Here is a 17,468-nt window from a genome sequence, read left to right as displayed (position 1 = left end):
ATTCGTTCAAAGTCCATTAGAGATGGCCGCCTGAAACACGTTTATAGGCCTTCAATATGAAATTCTGTTTCTTTATTTGTTTTCTGAATCCAATTCATCATTCGCAATACAGCCTGTTCTTTTTTCTTTGCTTCAAACATCATATCTACTTCGTATCCTTTTAATATATTGCAATAGGCTTCAAAATCTTCTTCTAATATGTAATCGTGGTGAGCTGGATCTGTTTTGCTATTTCGTCCTGAGCTAATATGGGTTTTGGGGCGGCCATATCCGTCCCATGATCGAATAATGGATGGAATAAAGCTCTCTACAGGCTCTATCGGGGGATTACAATTACTATGGTGGATATCAAAACAAATAGGGACACCGCATTTGCTTGAAATCTCCACAACATCGGAAATAGTAAAAATAGTATGATCATTCTCAAGGCGCAATTTGTCCTTTATTCCAGTGGGCAGCTGGTTGTATGCTTGTATAAATCGTTCTTTGGCTTGTACTTTGTCACCATATGCACCGCCGACATGCAGGATCATATCTTGTCCTTCAAGTAGGTCCATCAGCAGGTTATGGTACATTAGATCTTCCAAGGAGCGGAGCACAACCTCTTCTCTTGGAGAGTTGAGGAGTGTATATTGACCGGGATGACAGCTAAACCTCATATGATATTGATGCTTCACTTCTTTAATTTCTTTTGCTAATCTGAGAACATCCGTGTCCTCCCACCATATCCAATCATTAGTGATTTCATGGGAGGCAAAAGGGATTATATCGCTTGATATCCTGTACATTAAAATGCCGTGGTCTGCATTCCATTTGACAGCACGAAGGACCTCGGAAAGATTATGCAGTGTCAAATCCTTCACTTTACAGATCCCCTCTGTTTCCACTGTTTTAAGCCGGCATGTTTTAAATTTAGTAGGAAGAGTCAGGTTTATGCAGGCGTAACCAAGTTTCATTGTTCAATCCCCTTTACTTATTCTGATCACATACCTTAATATAAACGTAATTCTTATGTTGTAAACCTATTAAAACACTTTTAAAAGGGATGTTCAATTCATCGGAAAAAGCAAGAAAAGCGCAAGCGCCTTGCTCATCGGCGTACGGATTTCAGAGTCTTCGACTGAGATAAAGGAAACACAGCGAGGTTGTTCACGAGCTGATGTTGACTTATCCTAGGGAGGAGACGCAGAAATTCGCTAGCCGATAGGCGCTGGAACTAGACAAAAGAAAAGCGCAAGCGCCTTGCTCATCGGCGTACGGATTTTAGAGTCTTCGACTGAGATAAAGGAAACTAGATGTTGACTTATCGTATGGAGGAGACGCAGAAATCCGCTGGGCGATAGGCGCGTGAGCTAAACAGCGACTATATTAGTTAAACAATTTATGTAATAAGAAATTTTATACTTTCTCCTCTGAAAAAACCGCTGACAACCACGAGTGATGAGGAAATGGTGAGTTGTTCTCAAATTGCAAAGAGATTTTTTTGATAAACTATAACCATAAATGTTTAGCCTTTTTTGTGATTGGTATTATATACAAATAGGATTTATACTACAGACTTAAAAATAAGATCTAGAATGATAAAAATAGAAACGAGGCAGGAATGGCTATATAGCAATAATGCCTATTATCAACAGGAAAACAGTGATTATTATAGCCCTGAAGAAAAAATTCTTAAAAGCTGGTGGAACTATGTCAGGAATTGTTCTGTTCGATGGAGAATGTAATCTCTGCAGCAGCAGTGTACAATTTATTATAAAAAGAGATGTAGAAGGATATTTTCGTTTTGCTTCTCTTCAAGGGAAAAATGGTGGAAAACTGCTTAAAGAGTACGGAGTAAAGGAAGATATGCAAAGTGTTGTACTTATTGAAGAAGGAAAAGCTTATACCCAATCTTTAGCTGCATTGAGGATTTGCAGACATTTAAAGGGATATTGGAAGCTTTTATGGTTTCTTCGAGTGATTCCTTCCCCGATCAGAAATTTTTTCTACAGGCTTGTGGCTAAAAACCGCTATAAATGGTTTGGTAAATCTGAAAGCTGCATGCTTCCGCAGCCTCATCTAAGGGAAAAATTTTTGGACTGATACCTTTGGGGGGAAAGTGGATGATAAGGACCCATCAAATAAAAGCCGAAAGACAGTGATAGCAGGTGAGTGTAAACTGCTATCTTTTCCTTTTGTGCTTTAAAGCACAAAAGGGGTCTGACCCCTATATGTTAGCTTCTTTTATGGAAATACGCATTTAGCTGCCCTTTGATTGCCTGGTCTCTTGCTGCGGCGTCGTATTTATTTTTCTTGTTCATTTCTTTTTTTATCTCAGCTGTTTGCACGCCTTCCTCACGTTTATTAGCAATATCAATCAGTATTTCTACATCCAAAAAGGAATATTTCCTAATGCCCCCGTTCATTCTTTCAGGAAAGATCAGCTTCCTTTCCTCATAATAACGAATTTGCCTTTCGCTTAGTCCGGTCAGTTCGCAAACTGTTCCAATTGAAATTACTTTCTTATTCATGTAGAATTCCCGATTTGTTCCCAAGTGGACCCCTCATTTCTAAGCTTTGATTCTAATATATACTATTTTCGAAAGAATGTGTGGTTTGATGTGAGAAATTCTTACATGGAAATCCACAGGAGAGAAAAACTTTGTTAGGAATATTTACGAAAACATAGAAGGGAATTACAAAACCTTTTACGATAAGGATAGAGAAAAGCAGGATTGAAAAACCAGTTGCCATTCAAAAAAACCATGCAGTTAATTGAATAAGAAATACATTTTATCAAGGGCTGAAAATCAATCAGGCGATATAGGTAATAAGAGTCCAAGCATCTAAATGGAGAAAAAGGGATAGAGGATATCATGTCAAATGAAAAGGAGAGTGGGAGCATGGCAAATTATCTGAGGGCAGAAGTTGAAAGATTGAAAAACCACTATATTGCTAAACTGCTTGACTACGGAGTATATAAATTGGAGGACCAGCAATTATACAACTTGACACTAACCGATTTAGAGGAAATTTATTTAAAAGAAACGAAAGGGAAATCCAGTTAGCTGATCCATCTAACCAGCCTGCTACGACGAGTATCCCCTGCCGCCCATGGAAAGCTTAGTTCCTTCAGTGGGAATCAACAAGCAAGATTAACAGAGATATCGTTTCAAAATGAAAATAGGATGTCTTTTATTGGACGGAATACCGTGCGGAGTGTATAAAAAGGGCCGGAAAGGCGCAGTATTGCCTTTCCAGCCCTTTTATGCAGCTTTTAAAGGATGAACATCCCGACAAGTCCGCTTAATATTCCCAATACTACAACCGACACAACAACAAAAAAGAGTACACGTTTTGGAAAAGATCTTCCAACCATAATCAGTGATGGAAGGCTGATGGATGGAAGTGTGAGTAAAAGAGCTGCTGCTGGTCCTGTACCAAGCCCGAAGGTAATGAACGTTTGAATAATTGGAATCTCAGCTGCTGTCGGAATCACAAAAATCATCCCGGCAATCGCAAAAAATACGATCATCCAAATGTTATTGGACGCTCCAGCACTTATGTGAGGGAATAACCAAACACGTGCCGCACTGACAATAAGAACGGAGAGGAAATAAGCAGGGACCAAATAAAGAATCATGCTGCCAATGCTTTTTCCCCAGCGAACTATAAATGAATCTTGAGCTTCGGTTTCCTTATTCTTGATTAGCTTGTCTATATTGACCGGTTCAGTATTCTTAGCAAAACGATTTGCAAGATAGCTTACACCAAAGGTTAAAACCAATCCAAACACTAAACGGATCAGGGTGAATTTCCATGAAAGAACAAATGTCATGAAAATAAGGGTTGCAGGATTAATAGTTGGATTGCCCAGCCAAAACGCAAGGCTTGAGCCAACAGAAGCATTCTTTTTGCGTAAACCAACTGCCATTGGTGCAGCGCAGCAGGTGCACATCATCCCTGGTACCGCAGCGAGTCCAGCAATAGCTGTACTGCCAAAGGATGTTTTACCTAGGACTCTTAAAAGCCATTGAGAAGGCAATAGCACCTGGATGAGAGAGCCTAGTACAACTCCCAGAATTGCAGCTTTCCAGATTGCGAGAAAATAGGCTTCTGCATATTTCCATGTATTTGCCCAGGAGGGTGAAGAAGAAGTATCGGCGTCTCCTAAAATAGAAGCTCCAATTGAATGCGTACTGGCTGCAGCCAGCATCTTATGGTAATAAGGCCACCATTTTACATACATCAAACCTGCCACTGCAATAACCAAAAATAAAACCGCAAAAAATACCGTTTTCCGGTTATGTGAAGGTCCAGGCGTGACAGATGGATTTACTTGTGACATGTGTATCACTCCAGACATAGAGAATAGTTATAGTTTGAAAAAGAAACAAAAGACATTTTATTATACTATATATTCCAGTAAATTAGTAGAAATATTGCTTAAACCTGCAGACAAGCCGATGCAGTGCAATTTGTACTGAAGTGATTTATAATAATATAAGTGATTTTCAGTGTAATAAAGAAAGGTTGATCTTTTAATGACACAGGAAAATAATATTAAATTAACTTCATTCACCTCAAAAGGGGGATGTGGATGCAAAATAGGCCCAGCTGATTTATCAGAAGTCATTCGCACGCTGCCTCCTTCCCAGCCTGATCCCAATTTATTGGTTGGACTTGATACAAGTGATGATGCAGGGGTATACCGTTTAAGTGATGAGTTAGCGCTTGTTCAAACAGTTGACTTTTTTACACCGATTGTCGATGATCCATATTCATTTGGCCAGGTAGCAGCTGCAAACGCCATTAGCGATATCTATGCAATGGGGGGAAAACCGCTTACAGCTTTAAATATTGTGGCATTTCCGATATCTGTATTAGATAAGAAAATATTGGCCGATATTATGCGCGGAGCCGGTGATAAATTAAGAGAAGCCGGGGCAACACTTGTTGGCGGCCATTCTATTGATGATCAGGAACCAAAGTTTGGTTTAGCTGTTACTGGACTTGTACATCCTGATAAAGTAAGGGCGAATGCAGGAGCGAAGCCTGGAGATAAATTGATTCTGACAAAACCGATCGGGGTAGGGATTACGACCACTTCCATTAAAAGAGGCTTAGTTAGCCAGGAAGAAATTGACCGGGTTACAAGGGTAATGGCAACCTTGAATAAAACAGCTGCCGAAATAATGGAAGCCTACAACGTGCATGCATGTACGGACGTAACAGGCTTTGGCCTTTTAGGACATGCTTCTGAAATGGCAAAAGGCAGCCAGGCAGGACTTCGGATTATAAAAGATCAAGTTCCGGTTTTAGATCGTGTTAGAGAGCTTGCGGAGGCAGGCGCTGTTCCAGGCGGGACGAAAAATAATTTTGCCCATTTAGAAGGATCTGTGACATATCCAGAAACGATGGACCAAATTGATCGTTGGATTTTATGTGATGCAGTTACTTCTGGAGGCCTTTTAATCGCTGTTGCCGGAGAAGAAGCAGAATCCCTTCTGGCTGAACTGATAAAGGCTGACGTTGAAGCTGGTTTAATTGGCGAAGTAACAGCTGAGAACCCAGGGCATATATCCGTTTTATAATCGTTTTTAAGAAAGGCGGAAAGAGCTTGTTTCAGGATATTACAATTGATGAATTGTTAGTCAGGCAGAAAAAAAAGGACCTTGTGTTAATCGATGTACGATCGCCTTCAGAATACCGGGACTCTACGATTCCAGGGAGTATCAATATCCCGGTTTTTAATGATGAGGAACGTGCAGAAGTCGGAACCATTTATAAGCAGGTAAGCTCTGAGGCTGCAAAAGAACGCGGGCTTGAAATCTTTTCAGCAAAGCTCCCTGCTTTCATTAAGGAATTCAAAAAGTATGAGGGCGATAAAGTGGTCTTTTGCTGGCGTGGAGGAATGCGAAGTAAAACAGCTGCTACGGTACTTGCCTTAATGGGTATTCACGCAAATAGGATTCAGGGCGGCGTGAGAGCATACCGAAAATGGGTGGTTGAAACACTAAAGGATTTTCCGTTCACTCCTACAGCTTATGTGTTGAATGGCTATACAGGAATCGGAAAAACGAAAATTTTAAAAAGCCTTGAACAGGAAGGCTATCCTGTTTTGGATTTAGAAGAAATGGCTGGCCACAGGGGGTCGATTTTTGGCCAAATCGGATTAAAGCCAAACAATCAGAAAACCTTTGATTCTCTAGTTCTGGAAAAGGCACTCCGAATCAAGGATTCTTCGTTTGTTTTATTTGAAGCAGAGAGTAAGCGGATTGGCAAAGTGGTAATGCCGGAGTTTTTAATTGAAAAAAAAGAATATGGAATCCAGATCTTTATCGAAATGCCCATCGAAGAGCGCATTAAACATATTCTTGAGGATTATGCACCGTGGGAGCATCAGAAAGAGTGCCAGGAAGCCTTTAGCCATATAAAGAACCGGCTGCACACTCCGATTGCGAAGGAGATAGAAATACATCTTCAGTCTGGTGATTTTTACTCTGCTGTAGAGCTTTTACTGACGTATTATTATGATCCCCGCTATCATCATACAGCAATACAGTTTCCTGAAGAACGAAGACTTATGATTCAAGTGGAGAATGCAGAAGAAGCTGCCGTGAAAATTAAAGGTATTATTGAAAAAGCAGCAATGCAGAAGAAATAAAGGCTGTTTTCGCATAGATTGTTGCTTTACGTACAAGGCATCATTCCATATGTTGTCTGTCTTCATGGCATCTTTTCGTAACTAATACACATCTTTTAATATTAAATCTTGATTTCACATCATTTTTTTGTGTCAATTAGCAATAAAATTTACGAAAAGAGCCTAAATAAAAGAACTGAGAGTATAGAGAAAAGAAGAAAGAGCACCGCTATTTTTAAACAGTGCTCTTTTATAGTATCTAAAATTATTCAGTAACAGCAGCTTCAGCCGCATCTACGGTATGTTTAAGAAGCATGGAAATGGTTACAGGTCCAATTCCACCGGGAACGGGCGTAATTGCGCTCGCCTGTCCTAGACAAGCCTCATAGTCAACATCCCCTATATTTCCTTTATTATAGCCGGCATCAATGACTACGGCCCCTTCCTTTATCCATGTACCCTGGACAAACTTAGGCTTGCCTACCGCTGCCACCACAATGTCTGCCTGCCTGACAAGTTCAGGAAGATTTACAGTCTTGGAATGGCACGTAATGACAGTGGCATTTTCATTTAATAAAAGGGCAGATACAGGTTTTCCAAGTATTGGGCTTCTCCCGATTACGACAGCCAATTTTCCCTCTGCTGCAATGTTATAAAATTCAAGTACCTTCATAATGGCAGCTGGTGTACAGGATGGATATTGGCCAAAGCCTAGTGCTGTTTGGCCATATCCGGCACTTGTCACACCGTCTACATCTTTTTTAGTAGAAATATAGTCAAAGGCTTTTCTTTCGTCAATATGGGCAGGCACTGGATGCTGCAGCAAAATTCCATGGACGTAATCATCGTGATTTAGAGTTTGAATCACTTCCAGCAGTTCCTCAGTGGTAGTTTCGGTCGGAAGATGAATTTTCAGAGATTTAATTCCATTTCTTTCACAGGCATTTCCTTTCATTTTTACATAGGTTTCAGAAGAAGGGTCATCCCCCACTAAAATCGTGGCAAGGCATGGAGTGACGTTTTTTGATTTTAATTGGCTGATTCTGTCTTTTAACCCGTTTTGAATGACCTCAGCTACACGTTTCCCATCTAATAATAATTTGCTCATTGTTTATCCCCCTTTGTAATCATGTGTATAAGAAAAGAATATGAAAAAGAATAAATAAAAAAGAGATAAGGAATAATCAACTTCCCTATCTCTGCCCAGACGACCCGACTATGTAACACACAGCTCCCCTGTGGTGAACTCCACAATTGTCGTCAGTTACTGTGCGTGATATTTACATTTTTATAATGAAAGAATAGCATAATTTTTTTAAAAAAACAATAAAAACGCGAACGATTTTATTGTTTTTTTAAAAAACGTTCATATAATACGTATGCCTTTTTGGAAATCACATGCGTCTTCAAAGAAAGAGTGTACGGAGTAATATTAAACTTTAGAGGACATACTTATATCATAAACTGATTTCCATGGAGTGAAGGGAATGTCCTTAATTTTACGATTTACTGTTGTATGCTGGGAAGGCCTGACGTTACTTCATATTAAAGAACGGAAAATAATTATCTCTTATATTTTGTTTCTTATCATGGCGGCGTTGTTTGAAATCTATTTGGCCGGACTGCTGATCTATACAGGCATTCTTTATTATACATATTCATATTCTCCCGATTTGCCGTTTTATCTATGCACCGGTATAATCCTAGCTTGTTTAACTCTTACAGTTTCCTTGTGTACTGTGATAGGCCGGAGTAAGTTTTTCAATTTTAAGGATTAGACATTACTTCTGGAAAGTGAATGGCTAAGTACCTTTGGATTGGCTTACAGTTTCTTGTGTAAAGGAGCGGCATGGTTTATATCTGCATCATTAAGTATACAAAAAAGTATAGCTTTTGTGGAAAACATAGAAATGCAGGTGAGAAAATGATTTGGTTATCTGTTTTGGTTAGTATCCTAATCCCTATAATGATGCTATATTTAGTATCTAAATGGAGTTTCTTTTTGAGGATCTTTAATGGTTTGGCCATTCTTGCAGCTCTGGCATTCGGAAATATTTCTTCTGCATATATTTACGAGATCATCCAGCATCATCAGGTATTTATGACGAAAATTCATGCCATTTTTTTAAATCCCTGGTTCCTTGGGAGTGGTGTCTATCTTGGCTTCTTTGCTATGTATCTTTTGTACAGGCTGTTTTTGTTACAGAAATCAACGGGTGAACATAGAGGATGATAGGTTCTTTGGCAGCATCTTTTCGAGGAGAAAAAATATAATGGTTAAAGTGCAATTCTTATAGCCTTTTTAGATAAATTAAGGCTGTAGATAAAAGTCATTTGGCTCTTTCCAAATAAATTGCAAGGCTTTACTGAAGGTAAACCTGTATTTACGCAGTTCTTGTTTAGAAAACCTTCGTGCACATCCCTTTAACGAGGAGTGTTAGCGTTTACTTTTTTTCTCGTAGGAGTATTTTTCTTGTGATTTTTATGAAATAATATAAATACCGTTATATCCTCAATGAATAAGGGTATGAATGAGGTAAATGATTATTTGGGGGGACATCGATGGGATATATAATAATATTTACAATCTTATTGATTTTACTTCATATCTTCATTTTAGGCTTTGTTCTGAAGGCTTATAAAGAAGGTTATTAAAAACATCATTGCTAACGTCATATATCTTATTTATTATGATGGTGCAATAACAAGAAAAGGTCCATTCCGCTCTTGAAGGAATGGACCTTTTCTTTATGTATGATAGATTAAAGTGTATAAAACAAGACATATTGACCCGGGCCAATCAAAGCTACACCTATCACGATGGCAATTAATACAAAATTATATTCAAATCCGCCTTCTTGTGCCCAATATCCATTTTTACCATGAACTGTAAAGATGGCGTCAATCATAATAATGGAAATCAATCCTGCTCCGATCCAGGTTAGAAAGCCTGCTGCGAAGAAAAATCCGCCAACTAATTCAAACAAACCTGCACAAATGGCCCAAATTTTTCCTCCCGGTTTAATCCCGATTGATTCCAGCCACTGCCCCGTATTCGTTAAGCCTGGCCCGCCGAACCACCCAAATAATTTTTGGGCACCATGCCCGATAAAAGTAAGCCCTACTACTAAACGAATGATCAAAAGACCAAGATCCGCCATAAAAACCCTTCTTTCAATAAAGATAAAAATACCATATTGTATCGTAACATAATTTATGAAAACGTCTAAACAATTAGTCTTGATTTAAGGGTGAAATGCTAATTTTAGTACAAAGGACATAAGGGGAAGCATGTTATTCAGTACAATAGTCATGATGTCAGTCCATACGTTAGTATCAACAAAATAAAAGCAAAATATACTTTTATCCATCTCGTAGGACCCTGGAAAGAGAAGATGGCTATGTTCTCTTGTGAATCATATATGTCAAGAATAGAAGACAAAAAACTGTTTTATCATTCCGAAGCAGCTCGTGAAAAACCTTTCAGTGTTTCCTTTATCTCAGTCGAAGACTCTGAAAACCCTACATCAATAAGCTTGATCACTTCTTATAACAAATTAAAATTATTTTTCATAAAAGGTTTATTTTTTGCTAAAAATTGAAAAACTATGCATAATCGTATTCTTTTATCAGCTGTGTGGGTGAGTTGGTCAAAATCTTTATTAAAATGGAAGTCTAGCTGATTTATTACTTTTCCTTTAAACATTTGTGTATCCTCCTTAATCTGTATGATAAGGTATACGTAAGAGATAGAGGATAAGAATCAGTAAATGAACAATTTCTTGAATAGATGGTATCCGGTCATAAGAATGGTTTTACAAAAATATTAAAATTGTTTGTTGTTAAGAAAATCTTAATAGAGAAATGTTAAAGTATGATTAAATTCAAGATGAAAAAAGGTATATAAAGCCAAACCATGATAAAATATTCTTAATTTATCTAATGAAAATAAATTCCATAGAAGGTGTGTTTAATGGGTATTTGGAGGAAAAAAACATTTAGATATGTTCTTATTCTTGGGGTGTGTATGTTATTATTTGGATTTATCGTCAAAGATGCAGAAATGAAAGGATCCATTCAGAAGAGGCTTGCTGACTATTCGAATAGCTTTGCAAAAAGCAAGCATTTGGACGGAACAGTTCTCGTTGTGAAAAATGGAAAAGTTCTTTTTCAAAAGGCTTATGGGCATTCTGATCAAGTAAAAGGAATACCTACAACAGTGAATACAAAATATCAGATTGCTTCATTAAGTAAATCATTTGCAGCTGTTTCGATTCTACAGCTTCAGGAAAAAGGTCTTTTATCCGTTCAGGACCCAATTTCTAAATATATACCGGACTTTCCTAATGGCAATACCATTACCATTCAGCAATTACTTACACATAGCTCAGGCATTCCAGAATACTATAATGAGCAGTTGGATAAAAATAAAAAATATAGTATAGATGATTTAATTGATCTATTTAAAAATCAACCTTTAAGTTTCAAACCAGGTTCTCAGTTCAGCTATACGGATTCTGGATACGTACTCTTGGCCAAGATCGTTCAAGTCGTTTCACACCAGTCTTATGAGGATTATGTAACAAAGCATATTCTTCAAAAAGCAGGAATGAATAATACAAGCTTTGAATGGGAAAATCAAAAAAATGTGGCAACGCCTTATTTAAGTGACAAGCCTGCCCAAAAATTAAGTTCAACTATGCTTATCGGTGCCGGAGATCTTGTATCGACAACTGAAGACCTGTATAAATACACTCAAATGCTTCAAAACAATGGTTTTATGTCTGCAAAATCCCTGAAACTAATGGAAACGGGCTATATTCAAGCCAACAGTGACAGCCAGTACGGCTATGGCTGGTTTATCAGGAAGCCTACGTTTTTTAATAATCATTTGGATATCTATCATGCAGGAAGTATACCTGGTATAAAAACAGAGATTGACCGGTATGTAAATGATGGATTAACCATTATCGTCTTAAGCAACAATTGGAATGGTATAAGCATTTCCGACTACTCCAATAAACTGGCGTCATTTGTGTTAAATTAATAATGATAAAGGCTCTTTTCGTAACTTTGTTGCTACTAGACACTGAAATATTACCTTAGATATATATTCAGTATTATAACTTGTGAATAGCATACGAAAAGATGCCACGAAGACAGACAACACACGGAATAATCCTTTGTACGTAAAGCAACAATCTATGCGAATACAGCCATGATAAAAAAGAGCTTACTGCTTACATCTAGCATAAGCTCTTTTTTATATTTTCTTGTTCTTTTTCGTGGCAGCTTTTACGTTAATGGCTGTGTTAACGTTTAATGTTGATAACTGCTCGTTTTTTAGCTCATTCGTGTGAAACGGGGTTTCACACGAATGAGCTAAAAAACAACAGCCTCCTATAACAGAGCCACGTTAATAAAAAGTCGAAATGATACCAATACTGCGAAATGTTGTATATATCTGTGTTTCTATAGTAGATACAGAAGCATAGAAACAAAATCCCGCCATGCCATATGTTATACTGGATAAAAAGAATAGAGAAAGGAGTGCGGGAAAAATGTATATAAAAGGTATTGAGGTAAGAGGGAGCATATTGGATGATGAGACACGCTGCAGCCATTATCATTCAGACAAGGATCGAATCGCCATTCGTTTTTATTGCTGCGGCATTTATTATCCATGCTATCAATGCCATGAAGAACATGGCTGTGCGGAGACTAAGGTGTGGCCAAAGACGCAGTTTGGGGAGAAGGGAATTCTGTGCGGAAGCTGTAAACAGGAATTGACCATTGCCGAATATCTCAATTGCCATTCTGTTTGCCCTGAATGCGGAGCAGAGTTTAATCCTGGCTGCAATTTGCATAAGCATTTGTATTTTGATGTATGAAGGAGTCACAAGAAATGTTAAATATAATCCTTTTGCTGGCAGGCTGAAATCTTTTCTAAAGAATGTTTTCGCATAGACTTGGTTTGAGTGAAAAGGATTATACTGTATCTTTGTCTTTCTTACAGGAATCTTTTTGAAAGCTCTTTACAGTTAATAATACTAAATTTGTATATTCACTTATTTTTTGTGTCGAATAGCAATAAAAGGTTATGAAAAAACCTCCATCAAAAAAAACGCGGACCTGCCGCGTTTTTAAAATTTAGCCATTTCTACTATAACGTTTTTTAAAACATCTATGGATTCTACAGGTTTTTCAGGATACTCGAGGCTATGGTCGGCACCGTGAATAAGGCGTAAGGTGAGATTTGTGTTTTTGTGTAATTGGTTAAAAGCATCTTCATTGTAAATGGGATCCTGATCCCCTATGAAGCATAGGCCTTTCTGTGTGCTTGTCAGCATCGATTGTTTTATATCCACCCGTTTAATCAAAGGGGTTAGCCAAATGACTTTTGCATGTTTAAAACGCTCTCGCTTTATTTCAGAACTTAGGCTAATCGTGCCAATGGATTTTCCAATTAAATAAAAGACTTCATAAGAGGATTCCTTTAAAATTTCATTAATAACTGCATTCGCGTCTTTTCTAACTGCTTCATCCAGCTCCTCCTTGCTAAACTCCTTATATTCTTCTCTAAAATATTGATAATTCACTTGTAGAACATCAAAACCTTTATGTAAAAAAATACTGCATGAATAATGAAGCAGCGGTGCCTGGGAGGTGTAGCCCAGTCCAGGCAGAATAATAGCCAGCTTATTGGATGCCTCTTCCTGTTTAATATGAAGATACGGAACTTCTATTTTTTTAAAGCCAGGAACGGTGCCTTTCTTTATGATCATACGAGATTCCCCCTTTTCTTTTTTTAAATTATATCTATTATTCGGAATTTTCGCGAGGGTTTATATAACTTCTAAATTTGAAATGCGGGAACAAAATAGAAGCACTTCATTAATTGAAGTGCTGTGAAATAATTCTTATGCCTTTTTCATAATATCTGCAGTAATTTCGTAGGATCTAAGCCGTGCATGGTGATCAAAAATTTGAGAATTGATCATAATTTCGTCTGCCCGCGTATCCTCTAAAAAGTGTTGAAGTTTTTCTTTTACAGTATTGGCATCTCCTACAATAGAGGAACCGGTTCTTTGGAGGAGCAGCGCTTTTTCATAATCGCTGGCTGCTTTATTGATATCATCAATAGGCGGCTGAAGAGGAGCGGGATTATTTCGAATTAGATTTAAGAATTGCTGCTGCATGGAGGTAGCAAGCTTTTCTGCATCTTTTTGTTGATCTGCTGCTATGACATTTATGCCAACCATAGCATAAGGTTCGTCAAGAATGTCCGATGGCTGGAAATAACTGCGGTAAAGTTCTAACGCTGGCAAAGTATTTTCAGGAGAAAAATGGCTGGCAAATGCAAACGGCAAACCAAGGCTCCCTGCAAGCTGAGCGCTAAATCCACTGGAACCAAGCAGCCAGATAGGGATGTTTAAGCCCTCTCCCGGAATGGCTCTGACCGGCATTTTTGCAGTAGATAATGAAGGATCAAAATAAGCCCTCAGCTCAGCAAGCTGGTGCGGAAAATCTTCTCCGTCACTTCTTCTGTCCCTCCGAAGTGCATGAGCAGTAATCTGGTCTGTACCTGGCGCGCGGCCTAAACCTAAATCTATGCGCCCCGGAAAAAGAGATTCCAGTGTACCAAATTGCTCTGCAATGACAAGAGGGGCATGGTTGGGAAGCATAATCCCACCGGAACCGACCCGAATGCTGGAGGTGCCAGCCGCCACATGCCCAATAACGACAGATGTTGCAGAGCTTGCAATACCTGGCATATTGTGATGTTCTGCCAGCCAGTAACGTGTATATCCCCACTTTTCTGCACGCTGAGCCAGGTCAAGTGTATTTTGGAGAGATTCAGCTGCACTGCCGCCTGACAGGATGGGAGAAAGGTCAAGGACTGAGTAAGAAATATCAGATAATTGTTTATCTTTTTGTAAGCTTGTTTTCTTTTTAAACATCTTGTCAGCTTCTTTCTTTAGTAAATAGATAAGCCTCTTCAAAAGATTAAGGTAAAATTTTTGCGAAGAGGAAATACACATATTGTACCAAGTGTTCTGTATCCCTTAAAGAATTTTGCCTGCAGATGGCAGGAGGGATATATACTTCTCTTTTAGAAAAGGAGCTTATCGACCGGTTTATCAGACAAGCAAGAGGGTAATTCATTGTTAGGCGATAAAGATGGATATAAGAACATACATATCGCAAAACAAATCTATATCTAGCTCAGGAGGTTGTTTCATTGGAAAACAAGGATCAAAAGAAAGTAGATGACGTCTTTGAAAACCGGAAAAATGAGCAGCTTGAAAACTATCGAGTGGACAATAAGAGTAAAAAGCTTACCACTAATCAAGGTTTAAAGGTTTCAGATGATGAACATTCTTTGAAGGCAGGAGATCGCGGACCCACATTGCTGGAGGATTTCCATTTCCGTGAAAAAATGACTCATTTTGACCACGAACGTATTCCTGAACGTGTAGTGCACGCAAGAGGATATGCTGCCCATGGAGTATTTCAGGTATATGAATCTATGTCGGAATTCACAAAAGCAAAATTTTTACAGGATCCTGCAGTGAAAACCCCTGTCTTTGTCCGTTTTTCTACAGTCGCCGGTTCAAAGGGCTCCAGTGATACAGTCCGTGATGTTAGGGGATTTGCAACAAAATTTTATACTGAAGAAGGAAATTACGATTTAGTTGGTAATAATATTCCCGTCTTTTTTATCCAGGATGCGATAAAGTTTCCTGATCTTGTTCATTCCTTTAAACCGGAACCGCATAATGAGATCCCTCAGGCCTCCACAGCACATGATACTTTTTGGGACTTTATTGCCAATAATACAGAATCTGCCCATATGATTATGTGGGCAATGTCCGATCGTGCAATCCCACGAAGCTATCGAATGATGGAAGGGTTTGGAGTGCACACCTACCGATTGGTGAATGCAGAAGGAAAGGGCAGATTTGTAAAATTTCATTGGAAGCCTGTCCTTGGTGTCCACTCACTCGTTTGGGATGAGGCACAAAAAATTGCAGGAAAAGATCCGGATTTCCATCGGCGGGACCTTTGGGAAGCGATCGAAATGAAGAATTATCCTGAATATGAATTGGGAATACAGATCATTGAAGAAGTGGACGAGTTTAATTTTGATTTTGATGTACTGGATCCTACAAAGCTTTGGCCGGAAGAGAAAATCCCCGTTAAAATTATTGGTAAAATGACATTAAACCAAAATGTTGATAATGTTTTTGCCGAGACGGAGCAAGTAGCTATGCATCCTGGGAATGTAGTACCTGGTATCGACTTTACAAATGACCCGCTGCTGCAGGGCAGGCTGTTTTCCTATACGGATACACAATTAATCCGATTGGGCGGCCCTAATTTCCATGAAATTCCGATTAATCGTCCTGTTTGTCCTTTCCATAATAATCAATACGACGGTTATCACCGGATGACAATTAATAAAGGGCCTGTTGCTTACCATAATAACTCGCTGCAAAATAATGATCCAAGTCCTGCGACTGAAGAAGAAGGCGGCTATGTTCATTATCAGGAAAAAGTTGAAGGCCGTAAAATCAGAAAGCGCAGTGAAAGCTTTGAAGATCATTACAGCCAGGCAAAGCTTTTCTGGAACAGCATGTCTAATGTAGAAAAAAAGCACATCATTAAAGCATTCCGATTTGAAGTAGGCAAAGTGAAGTCAAAGGATGTACAGCAGCAGGTTGTAAATGTACTCAGTAATATTGACTCCACTTTGGCAGAAGAAGTAGCGAAGGGAGTGGGGGCAGCAGTTCCTGCAGGCAGCTCTCCTTCAGAAGTAACCGAGTCTTCACCGGCACTAAGTCAATTAAATACAAAGGCTGTTCCTAAAACAAGGAAAGTGGCCCTATTAGCTGCTGATGGCTTTCATGCTGAAGAGGTAGCCGCCGTTCTTGAAGAACTGGAAAAATCAGGTGCCACTACTCATGTAATCAGCCAAAACCTTGGAATGATTAAAAGTTTGGATGGTAAGGAACTTGAAGTGAATGGTACTCTTTTGACAGAGGACTCCGTATTATACGATGCATTGTATGTAGCTGGAGGAGAAAGCTCTGTTGAAAAGCTTGCTGCTCAAAAAGAAACCAAAATGTTTCTGCAAGATGCTTTTTCTCACTTTAAAGCCATTGGAATTGGGAAAGAGGCACTTCCCGTGCTGAAGGCTGCTGGCATTCCGGATGGTTTAGAACCGGTTTCTTCTGTCCCTGGGCTGATAATATATCAGAAATGGGAGGAAAAAGGCCGATTTGCAAAAGAATTGACAGATGCGATCCCTCTGCGGCATTGGGATCGTCAACTATAAAAGATAAAGGCTCTTTTCGTAAACTTTGTTGCTGCTAGTATAAATGAATCTAGGGTACACAGGGCTCAGGATTGAAAACAAAATGACTGAAGACGAAAAGTTGCCATGATGCCTTACTTATTACGGATTTAACACTTTTGCGAAAAGCAATCTATGCAAAAACAGCCAAGATAAAGAGGGCAACTCAAAAGGCGGTTATAAGCGGCCTTTTAAGTTACCTCTTTTTTATTTTTGAACAGAAGAAGGAAAAAGGGAAGAAGAACAATTGATGCGAATAATAGCATGGTGTCTATCTGCTAAGAATCTTTTTGAGCAGAAAAGAACAGGCAGAACGAATAGAGCTGAGCATATCTAGTAATACCCAAAGATTGTTTGGATTCAACGTTAATTAGAGTCGAAGGCAAAAGACTCCTACAAGTTAAGCAAGTTCTTGGGGGATCCCCATAAACATGGAAACCAACAAGCAAAAAAATTACTGTAGCCAAGGTCACTTGGTATCTT

General features: G+C 38.8%; 16 protein-coding genes and 1 riboswitch. Of the genes, 8 read left to right on the top strand and 8 right to left on the bottom strand.

Translation table 11 applies throughout. The features are described from left to right. Positions 1 to 41: 41 nt before the first annotated feature. A complete protein-coding gene (gene uvsE / locus A5N88_RS06795; RefSeq protein ID WP_066264330.1) occupies positions 42 to 956 on the bottom strand; it encodes a UV DNA damage repair endonuclease UvsE in 915 nt (304 codons plus the stop codon). Between the two features lie 736 nt (positions 957 to 1,692). Here uvsE and A5N88_RS06790 point away from each other — a divergent pair. Then, positions 1,693 to 2,085: a thiol-disulfide oxidoreductase DCC family protein gene (locus tag A5N88_RS06790; protein WP_066270316.1), complete on the top strand. Its 393-nt coding sequence runs from the start codon at positions 1,693 to 1,695 to the stop codon at positions 2,083 to 2,085. A 131-nt stretch (positions 2,086 to 2,216) separates the two neighbouring features. On the opposite strand, the gene A5N88_RS06785 is transcribed toward A5N88_RS06790, so the two are convergent. Then, entirely contained in the window at positions 2,217 to 2,537 is a 321-nt protein-coding gene (locus tag A5N88_RS06785) for a MerR family transcriptional regulator (RefSeq protein ID WP_496197087.1), read from the bottom strand. A 348-nt stretch (positions 2,538 to 2,885) separates the two neighbouring features. On the opposite strand from A5N88_RS06785, the gene A5N88_RS24230 reads away from it, so the two are divergent. After that, on the top strand, positions 2,886 to 3,050 hold the full coding sequence (locus A5N88_RS24230) for a Fur-regulated basic protein FbpA (protein ID WP_198160194.1): 165 nt from the start codon (positions 2,886 to 2,888) through the stop codon (positions 3,048 to 3,050). Between the two features lie 209 nt (positions 3,051 to 3,259). Here the strand turns inward: A5N88_RS24230 and A5N88_RS06780 are convergent, their stop codons facing one another. Beyond that, positions 3,260 to 4,330, bottom strand: coding sequence for a permease (locus tag A5N88_RS06780; RefSeq protein WP_066264329.1), 1,071 nt, complete (start codon positions 4,328 to 4,330; stop codon positions 3,260 to 3,262). A 196-nt stretch (positions 4,331 to 4,526) separates the two neighbouring features. Between A5N88_RS06780 and selD the strand changes: the two genes are divergently transcribed. Further along, positions 4,527 to 5,576, top strand: coding sequence for a selenide, water dikinase SelD (gene selD, locus A5N88_RS06775; RefSeq protein ID WP_066264327.1), 1,050 nt, complete (start codon positions 4,527 to 4,529; stop codon positions 5,574 to 5,576). 26 nt (positions 5,577 to 5,602) lie between these two features. Beyond that, entirely contained in the window at positions 5,603 to 6,649 is a 1,047-nt protein-coding gene (gene mnmH / locus A5N88_RS06770) for a tRNA 2-selenouridine(34) synthase MnmH (protein ID WP_066264325.1), read from the top strand. 244 nt (positions 6,650 to 6,893) lie between these two features. On the opposite strand, the gene A5N88_RS06765 is transcribed toward mnmH, so the two are convergent. After that, complete coding sequence (locus A5N88_RS06765) at positions 6,894 to 7,736, bottom strand: bifunctional 5,10-methylenetetrahydrofolate dehydrogenase/5,10-methenyltetrahydrofolate cyclohydrolase (RefSeq protein ID WP_066264320.1); 843 nt, start codon at positions 7,734 to 7,736, stop codon at positions 6,894 to 6,896. Between the two features lie 86 nt (positions 7,737 to 7,822). Then, a riboswitch (ZMP/ZTP riboswitch) is annotated at positions 7,823 to 7,906 on the bottom strand. A gap of 724 nt (positions 7,907 to 8,630) precedes the next feature. Between A5N88_RS06765 and A5N88_RS06755 the strand changes: the two genes are divergently transcribed. Then, on the top strand, positions 8,631 to 8,861 hold the full coding sequence (locus A5N88_RS06755) for a transposase (protein ID WP_232317543.1): 231 nt from the start codon (positions 8,631 to 8,633) through the stop codon (positions 8,859 to 8,861). Positions 8,862 to 9,390: 529 nt separating this feature from the next. Here the strand turns inward: A5N88_RS06755 and A5N88_RS06750 are convergent. Together A5N88_RS06750 and A5N88_RS24775 are read right to left on the bottom strand one after the other, a co-directional pair. Further along, complete coding sequence (locus tag A5N88_RS06750; protein WP_066264317.1) at positions 9,391 to 9,789, bottom strand: DoxX family protein; 399 nt, start codon at positions 9,787 to 9,789, stop codon at positions 9,391 to 9,393. A 386-nt stretch (positions 9,790 to 10,175) separates the two neighbouring features. Further along, positions 10,176 to 10,334, bottom strand: coding sequence for a hypothetical protein (locus tag A5N88_RS24775; RefSeq protein ID WP_157090618.1), 159 nt, complete (start codon positions 10,332 to 10,334; stop codon positions 10,176 to 10,178). A 267-nt stretch (positions 10,335 to 10,601) separates the two neighbouring features. On the opposite strand from A5N88_RS24775, the gene A5N88_RS06745 reads away from it, so the two are divergent. Next, positions 10,602 to 11,675 carry a serine hydrolase domain-containing protein gene (locus tag A5N88_RS06745; RefSeq protein WP_066264315.1) on the top strand — a complete coding sequence of 358 codons (1,074 nt, stop codon included), beginning with the start codon at positions 10,602 to 10,604 and terminating at the stop codon, positions 11,673 to 11,675. A gap of 514 nt (positions 11,676 to 12,189) precedes the next feature. Then, positions 12,190 to 12,519: a CHY zinc finger protein gene (locus A5N88_RS24225; protein WP_083953072.1), complete on the top strand. Its 330-nt coding sequence runs from the start codon at positions 12,190 to 12,192 to the stop codon at positions 12,517 to 12,519. 252 nt (positions 12,520 to 12,771) lie between these two features. Here A5N88_RS24225 and A5N88_RS06735 read toward each other — a convergent pair whose 3' ends face one another. Next, entirely contained in the window at positions 12,772 to 13,413 is a 642-nt protein-coding gene (locus A5N88_RS06735) for an alpha/beta family hydrolase (RefSeq protein ID WP_066264313.1), read from the bottom strand. 135 nt (positions 13,414 to 13,548) lie between these two features. Further along, positions 13,549 to 14,589 (bottom strand): LLM class flavin-dependent oxidoreductase, encoded by a 1,041-nt coding sequence (locus A5N88_RS06730; protein ID WP_066264311.1) that lies wholly within the window; start codon positions 14,587 to 14,589, stop codon positions 13,549 to 13,551. Between the two features lie 281 nt (positions 14,590 to 14,870). On the opposite strand from A5N88_RS06730, the gene A5N88_RS06725 reads away from it, so the two are divergent. Next, positions 14,871 to 16,967 carry a catalase gene (locus tag A5N88_RS06725; protein WP_066264310.1) on the top strand — a complete coding sequence of 699 codons (2,097 nt, stop codon included), beginning with the start codon at positions 14,871 to 14,873 and terminating at the stop codon, positions 16,965 to 16,967. Positions 16,968 to 17,468: the final 501 nt, after the last annotated feature.

This window comes from Heyndrickxia acidicola, from assembly GCF_001636425.1.
Classification (GTDB): Bacteria; Bacillota; Bacilli; order Bacillales; family Bacillaceae_C; genus Bacillus_AE; species Bacillus_AE acidicola.
This window is presented reverse-complemented; position numbering and strand designations above follow the sequence as displayed.

Excerpts from the sequence above, each read along its gene's own strand:
- uvsE (WP_066264330.1), bottom strand. The coding sequence starts at position 956 with ATGAAACTTGGTTACGCCTGCATAAACCTGACTCTTCCTACTAAATTT.
- A5N88_RS06790 (WP_066270316.1), top strand. The coding sequence starts at position 1,693 with ATGTCAGGAATTGTTCTGTTCGATGGAGAATGTAATCTCTGCAGCAGC.
- A5N88_RS24230 (WP_198160194.1), top strand. The coding sequence starts at position 2,886 with ATGGCAAATTATCTGAGGGCAGAAGTTGAAAGATTGAAAAACCACTAT.
- A5N88_RS06780 (WP_066264329.1), bottom strand. The coding sequence starts at position 4,330 with ATGTCACAAGTAAATCCATCTGTCACGCCTGGACCTTCACATAACCGG.
- selD (WP_066264327.1), top strand. The coding sequence starts at position 4,527 with ATGACACAGGAAAATAATATTAAATTAACTTCATTCACCTCAAAAGGG.
- A5N88_RS06765 (WP_066264320.1), bottom strand. The coding sequence starts at position 7,736 with ATGAGCAAATTATTATTAGATGGGAAACGTGTAGCTGAGGTCATTCAA.
- A5N88_RS06750 (WP_066264317.1), bottom strand. The coding sequence starts at position 9,789 with ATGGCGGATCTTGGTCTTTTGATCATTCGTTTAGTAGTAGGGCTTACT.
- A5N88_RS24775 (WP_157090618.1), bottom strand. The coding sequence starts at position 10,334 with ATGTTTAAAGGAAAAGTAATAAATCAGCTAGACTTCCATTTTAATAAA.
- A5N88_RS06745 (WP_066264315.1), top strand. The coding sequence starts at position 10,602 with ATGGGTATTTGGAGGAAAAAAACATTTAGATATGTTCTTATTCTTGGG.
- A5N88_RS24225 (WP_083953072.1), top strand. The coding sequence starts at position 12,190 with ATGTATATAAAAGGTATTGAGGTAAGAGGGAGCATATTGGATGATGAG.
- A5N88_RS06735 (WP_066264313.1), bottom strand. The coding sequence starts at position 13,413 with ATGATCATAAAGAAAGGCACCGTTCCTGGCTTTAAAAAAATAGAAGTT.
- A5N88_RS06730 (WP_066264311.1), bottom strand. The coding sequence starts at position 14,589 with ATGTTTAAAAAGAAAACAAGCTTACAAAAAGATAAACAATTATCTGAT.